This window comes from Oleiphilus sp. HI0061 (genome assembly GCF_001635675.1).
The window spans coordinates 1-727 of record NZ_LWFE01001843.1; the positions used below are offsets into that span (position 1 = coordinate 1).

1 protein-coding gene is annotated in these 727 nt (G+C 42.8%); it reads right to left on the reverse strand.

Features of this window, described 5'->3' with window-relative positions; translation table 11 throughout:
- Window positions 1–285: 285 nt before the first annotated feature.
- The coding region (locus tag A3735_RS28105) for a diguanylate cyclase (RefSeq protein ID WP_156499988.1) at window positions 286–727 on the reverse strand (442 nt) is incomplete at its 5' end.

Genomic DNA, 727 nt, shown 5'->3' on the forward strand with positions numbered 1-727 from the left:
ATGCTGTAGTCTGATAAAGAGCGCTCAGTAATTCCATGAATCAAAAGCATGAAAATATCCAGGGTAATCAGCCCGAAAAGAGCGCCAGATATATAGTCGCTATAATCATGATACCAAGGTGTGGCGTTACTCATTGTTGTTCTACCTTTCTTGTGTTTCAGGCAGTTGCTGTGCCCGATAGTTTTTATTTTTATTGTGACAAAAGCAGAATATCACGGTGTGTTGGTGCTGTAAGAGTATAGTCAGGGCTATCTCTTCGCTGCAAGTATATCTTGCAGGACTTGCTTAGTCTTCAAACCATACCTGATTTTCACCATTTTCTCGGGCTAGATACAGGCGATTGTCAGCATTTTTTAAAAGCTCAATTAAAGAGTTATTGTTGTTCTCGGTTATTCCTGCTGAAACAGTGAAGTTGAAGCTGAACTCATCTATCATAACAATATGGTCTTCAACTAGCTCCCTAAAGCCGTCTACAAGCTTTGCTGCTTGTTCCAGGCTTAGCCCTGCCATAAGTATTGCAACGTCAGAGTCGTTTATTCGAGCGTATTGGAAGCGATTGAATGCCTTTGGTAGCAGGGTGGTTAGATTGCGCATGGTGATATCGGGCGCATCCAGGCCGTGCTTGTCTTGAATGTTATGCATTTGGTCAACAGAGAGTAGAGCAACAGATACTGGGGTGCTCTGGCTTACGGCCTTTTCTAACTCTTTGTTCCCATCAAGAAAGAAC